Origin of the sequence: [Mycobacterium] manitobense, from assembly GCF_025821665.1 — a bacterium.
Taxonomy (GTDB): Bacteria; Actinomycetota; Actinomycetes; order Mycobacteriales; family Mycobacteriaceae; genus Mycobacterium; species Mycobacterium arseniciresistens.
This window is the reverse complement of record NZ_JACKSJ010000191.1, coordinates 1-7,058: the sequence shown is the minus strand read 5'-3', so window position 1 is coordinate 7,058 and position 7,058 is coordinate 1. Positions and strand designations below refer to the sequence as shown.

7 protein-coding genes and 1 pseudogene are annotated in these 7,058 nt (G+C 70.7%); 3 read left to right on the top strand and 5 right to left on the bottom strand.

Going from position 1 to position 7,058, the window contains the following annotated elements; all coding sequences use genetic code 11:
• Positions 1-150, bottom strand: a pseudogene (locus H7I41_RS22385) (oxidoreductase); the annotation flags it as partial.
• A gap of 126 nt (positions 151-276) precedes the next feature.
• Between H7I41_RS22385 and acs the strand changes: the two are divergent.
• Positions 277-2,229 carry an acetate--CoA ligase gene (acs, locus tag H7I41_RS22380; RefSeq protein ID WP_264014821.1) on the top strand — a complete coding sequence of 651 codons (1,953 nt, stop codon included), beginning with the start codon at positions 277-279 and terminating at the stop codon, positions 2,227-2,229.
• 22 nt (positions 2,230-2,251) lie between these two features.
• Here acs and H7I41_RS22375 read toward each other — a convergent pair whose 3' ends face one another.
• The gene (locus H7I41_RS22375; protein ID WP_372503788.1) at positions 2,252-2,959 is read right to left on the bottom strand and encodes a chymotrypsin family serine protease; all 708 of its coding nucleotides are present in this window, start codon (positions 2,957-2,959) and stop codon (positions 2,252-2,254) included.
• Positions 2,960-3,089: 130 nt separating this feature from the next.
• Between H7I41_RS22375 and H7I41_RS22370 the strand changes: the two genes are divergently transcribed.
• Together H7I41_RS22370 and H7I41_RS22365 are read left to right on the top strand one after the other, a co-directional pair.
• On the top strand, positions 3,090-3,605 hold the full coding sequence (locus tag H7I41_RS22370) for a phage holin family protein (protein ID WP_264014820.1): 516 nt from the start codon (positions 3,090-3,092) through the stop codon (positions 3,603-3,605).
• Positions 3,605-4,585 (top strand): alpha/beta fold hydrolase, encoded by a 981-nt coding sequence (locus H7I41_RS22365; RefSeq protein WP_264014819.1) that lies wholly within the window; start codon positions 3,605-3,607, stop codon positions 4,583-4,585. Before H7I41_RS22370 ends, H7I41_RS22365 begins: the two co-directional genes overlap by 1 nt.
• Before the next feature lie 4 nt (positions 4,586-4,589).
• Here H7I41_RS22365 and marP read toward each other — a convergent pair whose 3' ends face one another.
• The 3 genes from marP to H7I41_RS22350 form a co-directional block, all read right to left on the bottom strand.
• Complete coding sequence (gene marP, locus H7I41_RS22360) at positions 4,590-5,777, bottom strand: acid resistance serine protease MarP (RefSeq protein WP_264014818.1); 1,188 nt, start codon at positions 5,775-5,777, stop codon at positions 4,590-4,592.
• A complete protein-coding gene (locus H7I41_RS22355) occupies positions 5,774-6,568 on the bottom strand; it encodes an NUDIX hydrolase (RefSeq protein ID WP_264014817.1) in 795 nt (264 codons plus the stop codon). Before H7I41_RS22355 ends, marP begins: the two co-directional genes overlap by 4 nt.
• Positions 6,565-7,058, bottom strand: a 494-nt coding sequence (locus tag H7I41_RS22350) for a TlpA family protein disulfide reductase (RefSeq protein ID WP_264014816.1), incomplete at its 5' end; no start/stop codon positions are given. The genes H7I41_RS22355 and H7I41_RS22350, both read right to left, overlap by 4 nt.

Here is a 7,058-nt window from a genome sequence, read left to right as displayed (position 1 = left end):
CACGGCGGCCTCGGCGGCGGTGGCCGGCCAGCCGCGCAGATTGGTGCGGTGCCGATGCGCCTTCCCGAGCGCCTCGCGGGCCTCCTCGGCGGCGGCGGCGACGCCCGGCAGTTCGGCCAGCGGCGCCAGCGGATCGCGTGCCCCTGTCATGGCAGCACACGCTAGCCGACCGTTGACCTACCGTTCCGCGACGCTCGGCGCGCCGCATCCGCCGCCCGCAGCCGAGGTTGTGAGGTCAGGCCTTCAGCGGCGCGCGTGGTGACTACGCTCACACCTATGTCCGAGACGCACACCGACATTCCGTCCGCCTACCCGCCGCCCGACGAGTTCGCCGCGCAGGCGAATGCGACCGACCAGCTGTACAGCGACGCCGAAGCCGACCGGCTGGCGTTCTGGGCGACGCAGGCCGAGCGGCTCGCGTGGGACACCCCGTTCGACGAGGTGCTGGACTGGTCGGAGGCCCCGGTCGCGAAGTGGTTCGTCGGCGGCAAGCTCAACGTCGCCTACAACTGCGTCGACCGCCACGTCGAGGCCGGCAACGGTGACCGGGTCGCGATCCACTGGGTCGGTGAGCCGGTCGACGATGAGCGCACCATCACCTACGCCGAACTCAAGGACGAGGTGTGCAAGGCCGCCAACGCCCTGACCGGTCTCGGCCTGGTCGCCGGTGACCGCGTCGCGATCTACATGCCCATGGTCCCGGAGGCCATCGTCGCGATGCTGGCGTGCGCGCGCCTCGGCGTCATGCACTCGGTGGTGTTCGCCGGCTACTCCGCGTCTGCGCTGCGGGCGCGCATCGAGGACGCCGAGGCCAAGATCGTCATCACCACCGACGGCCAGTACCGCCGCGGTAAGGCGGCGTCGCTGAAGGAGGCCGTGGACGAGGCCGTCAAGGGCGAGACCACCGTCACCAACGTTCTGGTGGTGCGGCGCACCGGCATCGACGTCGAGTGGACCGACGGCCGCGACCTGTGGTGGCACGAGACCGTGGACGGCGCGTCGGCCGATCACACGCCCGAGGCCTTCGACTCCGAGCACCCGCTGTTCCTGCTCTACACCTCGGGAACGACCGGCAAGCCCAAGGGCATCATGCACACCACCGGCGGCTACCTCACCCAGAGCAGCTACACCCACTACAACGTGTTCGACGTCAAGCCCGAGACCGACGTGTACTGGTGCACGGCCGACATCGGCTGGGTCACCGGGCACACCTACATCGTGTACGGCCCGCTGTCGAACGGCGTGACGCAGGTGGTCTACGAGGGCACGCCGACGTCACCGACCGAGCACCGGCACTTCGAGGTCATCGAGAAGTACGGCGTCACAATCTATTACACGGCGCCGACCCTGGTCCGCACGTTCATGAAGCTCGGCCGCCAGATCGCCGCCGAGCACGACCTGTCGAGCCTGCGTCTTCTGGGCTCGGTGGGCGAGCCGATCAACCCCGAGGCGTGGCGCTGGTACCGCACGGTGTTCGGCGGCGACAAGACCCCGATCGTCGACACCTGGTGGCAGACCGAGACCGGCGCCATCATGATCTCGCCGCTGCCCGGCGTCACCGACGCCAAGCCGGGTTCGGCCATGACGCCGCTGCCGGGCATCTCGGCCAAGATCGTCGACGACGACGGCAACCAGCTCGAGCCGGGCACCGATCACGGCGAGCAGGCCAACGGCTACCTGGTGCTCGACCAGCCGTGGCCGTCGATGCTGCGCGGCATCTGGGGCGACCCGGAGCGGTTCAAGGAGACCTACTGGTCGCGGTTCGCCGAGCAGGGCTGGTACTTCGCCGGTGACGGCGCGCGGTACGGCAAGGACGGCGAGATCTGGGTGCTGGGCCGCATCGACGACGTCATGAACATCTCCGGGCACCGCATCTCCACCGCCGAGGTGGAGAGCGCGCTCGTCGGGCACGCCGGTGTCGCGGAGGCCGCCGTCGTCGGCGCCACCGATGACCAGACCGGACAGGCGATCTGCGCGTTCGTCATCCTCAAGGCCAGCGCGAAGGGCGGCGCCGACGACATGGTCGACGAGCTGCGCGCCGAGGTCGCCAAGGAGATCTCACCGATCGCCCGGCCGCGAGAGATCCACGTGGTGCCCGAGCTGCCCAAGACCCGCAGCGGCAAGATCATGCGCCGGCTGCTGCGCGACGTCGCCGAGGGCCGCGAGCTCGGCGACACCTCGACGCTGGTGGACCCCAGCGTCTTCGAGGCGATCCGCGCGAGCAAGTAGCGATCGCCGGAACCGCGGAGCGTCAGGCTGCGCGGGCTCCCACGGGGACGAAGCCGGAGCCCGGCCGGTTCTTGCTGACGATGTCGGCCAGCTGGGCGTTGATCGACATCGTGACGGCAGGGGTGTGCAGCGGGATGTACTGCACGACGCAGGTCGGCAGGCCTTCGGTGAAGGCGCCATGGATCATGCCGACCAGCTTGTTGTTCACCGTGACCGGCGCGCCGGAGTCACCGGGCTGACCGCACACCTGGTTGACGATGGTGCCCGGGTCCTCCCCCGGGCCCCACGTCACCCCGCACGACTGGCCGGTGGTGCGGCCCAGCTTGCACGCGATCTCGCCGAACGCCGGGTCGGGCCCGATGCCGTCGATCTGGAAGCCGTTGACGTTGTTGGTCGGCGTCACCTTGCCTGGATCGAACTCGATCACGGCGTAGTCGAGCGCCTCGTTGCCTGCGACCATGGCGCCCACCACGCCTGCGGCCTCGGCACCCTCGACGCCCACCGTTGCGCCCGGCCCGCCGCAGTGCGCGGAGGTGAACCCGACCAGCGCGCCGCGGTTGTCGTTGCCGATCGCGGTGAGCGTGCACAGCGATTCACCGTTGACCACGATCCCCGAGCCGCCCCCGAGCACCACCGGCCCCTGGGCCTGCGCCGGTGCCGCCGGTGCCGCCAGCGCGAGCACGGCGGTGATCACCGCGACGAGAACGTGGCGGCGGTGTCTGGTGTGCAAACCAATCCCCTGTCGATGCGGCCCGACCCGCCAACGCTGCTGACTGAGACCAGTCTATGGCGGCCGGGATCGTTTAGCCGGTCACAGCATGGCAACATGAAGCGCGACCGAATATCAAAGCGCAGAGGATGTGCCCGTGAGCGACCGCAAGAACGGCGTGCCGACCACCGTCGCCTCGATCCCGCTGGTGGATCCGCACGCGCCGAAGCCCGACCCGTCCATCGGCGACCTGGTCAAGGACGCCACCTCGCAGGTGTCGACGCTGGTGCGCGCCGAGGTCGAACTGGCCAAGGCCGAGATCACCCGGGACGTCAAGAAGGGGCTCACCGGCAGCGTCTTCTTCATCCTGGCGCTGGTCGTGCTGTTCTACTCCACGTTCTTCTTCTTCTTCTTCGTCGCCGAACTGCTCGACACCTGGATCTGGCGCTGGGCGGCGTTCCTGATCGTGTTCGGGATCATGGTGCTGGTCACCGGGGTGCTGGCGTTGTTCGGATACCTCAAGGTGCGCCGCATCCGCGGACCGCAGAAGACCATCGAGTCGGTCAAGGAGACCCGCGAAGCGCTCACCCCCGGGCACGACAAGAACCCCGGCAAGGCGCTCACATCTCCCAACGGGCAGTCGACCACCGACCCGTCGGGCTGGTAGTGCCCCGCCGCCGCGGCGGCGACGTCCGGCCCCCGCCTGATCCGTCGGTCACCAGGATCGACGGTCCCTGGCGGCATCTCGAGGTGCATGCCAACGGCATCCGGTTCCACGTCGTCGAGGCCGACGACGGGGAACCCTCGCCGGTGCCGATGAGTGAGCGGCCGCTGGTGATCCTGCTACACGGCTTCGGCTGCTTCTGGTGGTCGTGGCGCCACCAGCTCCGGGGACTGACCGGCGCGCGCGTCGTCGCGGTGGACCTTCGCGGGTACGGCGGCAGCGACAAGCCCCCGCGCGGCTACGACGGCTGGACGCTGGCCGGTGACACCGCCGGCTTGGTGCGCGCGCTCGGCCACAAGACCGCGACGCTCGTCGGCCACGCCGACGGCGGACTCGTGTGCTGGGCGACGGCCGTGCTGCATCCCCGGGCGGTGCGGGCAATCGCGGTGGTCAGCTCGCCGCACCCGGTGGCGCTGCGCAGTTCGGCGATGCGGCGGCGCGACCAGGGCCGTGCGCTGTTGCCGTCGATGCTGAGCTACCAGGTGCCGGTGTGGCCGGAACGCTCACTGACCCGCCACGACGCCGACGAACTCGAAGCGCTGGTGCGCCGCCGGGCCGCGGCGCCCTGGCAGGCGTCGGAGGATTTCACCGAGACCGTCGGGCACCTCCGTCGCGCCATCCAGATCCCGTCGGCCGCCCACTCCGCGCTGGAGTACCAGCGCTGGGCGGTGCGCAGCCAGCTGCGCGGCGAGGGCAGGCGGTTCATGCGTTCGATGAAGCGGCCGATCGCCGTGCCGGTGCTGCACCTGCGCGGCGACGCCGATCCCTACGTGCTGGCCGACCCGGTTAACCGCACGCAGCGGTACGCGCCGCACGGCCGGTACGTATCCATCTCCGGCGCAGGGCATTTCGCTCACGAGGAAGCGCCGCAGGAGGTCAACGAACAGCTGTCGCGCTTCCTCGCGCACGTCTACGGGACGTGACGGGTCAGCCGACGCAGGCGCCGGTGGCCACCGGTGCGGTGTTGTTCACGTTCATCAGCTGACGCGCGATCTCGCTGTAGCGCAGCACGAATCCGGTGTCGGGATCGTCGACGGCGGCGCCGAAGACCACGCCGAGCACCCTGCCCTCGCGATCGATCATCGGGCCACCCGAATTGCCCTGCCGCACTTGCCCTCTGATGGTGTACACGTGCCGCGACACGGTCGACTTCTGGTAGATGTCGGGCCCGTTCAGCTCGATCCGCTCGCGCACCCGGGCAGCCGTCGGGGTGAAGTCGCCGCCACCGGGATAGCCCAGCACCACCGCGTCGGTGCCGTCCGGTGCGTCCTCGGTGACGAACTCGAGCGCCGGTGCAGGCAGGTCGGGAACGTCGAGGATGGAGATGTCGGCGGCCGGGTCGTAGGACACCACGAACGCCTCGTACTCCTGCCCGCCCGCGTCGACGGTGACCGTCTCGGAGCCGGCGACCACGTGAGCGTTCGACATCACCCGGCCGGGTGAGATCACGAAACCGCTGCCCTCGAGCACCTTCTGGCAGCCCGGCGCGAAGCCGCGGATCTTCACGACGCTGGGCCTGACCCGCTCCACCACCGGGTCGGTGATCAACCCGACGTCGGGGGCCTCGACCTCGGCGATCGGCGTGCGGCCGAACGGCTGCCACACATTCGGAAGGCCGGAGGTGTTCAGCAGCGCCTTGAGCCGGCCCGGCACCGTGCGCAGCTGCTCGGGCACCACCTGGTCGACTTCGCTCCACACCTTGGAACCGCTGACCGCCGCAACCAGCCTGGGCTGGTCCGAGGACTGCACGAGGAAGCCGAGCATCCAGGCGGCCAGCAGCACCGCGACCAGCTGGAGGCTGGAGCCGACCACGGAGTCGAACAGGCGCATCGGGCGGTTGCGGATCGCGCTGCGCACCGCCCGGCCGAGCACCACGCCAGCGATCTCACCGATCACCACCAGCGCGAGGATCAGGAACAGCGTGACGAACAGTTTCTGGCGCGGGCCCGGGAACGCCTCGACGAGGTGGGGGGCGAGCAGCACACCGGCCACGGCGCCGAGCACCACCCCGAGCAACGCCATCAGCGACCCGAGTGCGCCGGAGCGCCAGCCGGAGACGGCGGCGACGAACGCGATGCCCAGGATGGCGAGGTCGAGCCATTGTGACGATGTCATGATTGGCCTTCACCGTAGCCGCCGGCGGCGCCGTCGTGGTCTCCGACAAGCGCCATCGCTTCGTCGAGTTCGCGGACGTCGTCGGTGTTCCACGGTTGGGCCCACCCGGCGACGTCGAGGATCGCCGAGACGACCTGCCCGGTGAACCCCCACACCAGCATCTCGTTCAGTAGGAACGCCGGCCCGGAGAACCGCCGGGTGTTGGCCTGGCGGTACACCATCAGTCGGTTCCGCGGATTGACGAACGCGCGCAGCGGGACCCGGGCCACCACAGCGGTCTCCGACTCGTCGACGACGTCCACCGGCCCGGGATCCTCGGAGTACGCGAGCACCGGGACGACGTGGAAGCCCGACGGCGGGATGAACATCTTGTCGAGGGTGACCAGCGGGGTGATCCGGGCGGTGTCGATGCCGGTCTCCTCGGTGGCCTCCCGGAACGCGGTGCCGACCGGACCGTCGTCGCCGGGGTCGGTGGCGCCGCCGGGGAACGCGGCCTGGCCGGCGTGGTGGCGCAGCGTGGACGCCCGGACGGTCAGCAGGAGATCGGCGTCGTCGGGCAGTCCGCTGGCCGGGTGGTCGTGCGGGCCGGAGAACAGCACCAGCACGGCGGCGTCGCGCTTGGACCCCGTCAGCGTCGCGGCGGCGTTCGCCGCGGTGATGGTGGCGAGGACGTCGGGCGGGACCCGCCTGCGGTACGCACTCGGCACCCGGCCCACGTTGTCGACGAGCGGGCGGAGCCAGCCGGGCGCGGCGTCAGGGCGCAGTTCACCCTGGTCGCGCGCGGTGCTCACCCCGGCCCTCCTCCTGTCTCCCGGCCGATCACCGGGTCCACCGCCGCCGCGATCTCGTCGGCGTCGGCGAAGGATCTGGGCAGGATTTCGGCAACGGTACCGTCCGCGCGCAGCACCACCGTTGCGGGCATGACGTTGGGGACCCGGAGGGCCGCCGCGACGAGTCGGCGGCCGTCCTGCAGGGTCGGCAGGTGCACGCCGAGCTCGGCGAGGCGCAGCAATGCAGCGGTCTCGTTCTCGTCCTGGTGCACCGTCAGGACCGTCACCCGGTCGCCGGCGCGGCGCTGGTATTCGGCCATGGCGGGCAGCTCGTCGGCGCACGGGCCGCACCAGTAGGCCCAGAGGTTGAGCACCACGGTGCGCCCGGCGAGCGCGGCGGCGACGTCGACCGGCACGCCGTCGCCCGCGCATTCGAGCGTGATATCACGCAACGGGGCCGGGCCGGCCGACCCGGCCGGCGGCGGACAGGGCCGCAGGTCGGCGCGCGCCC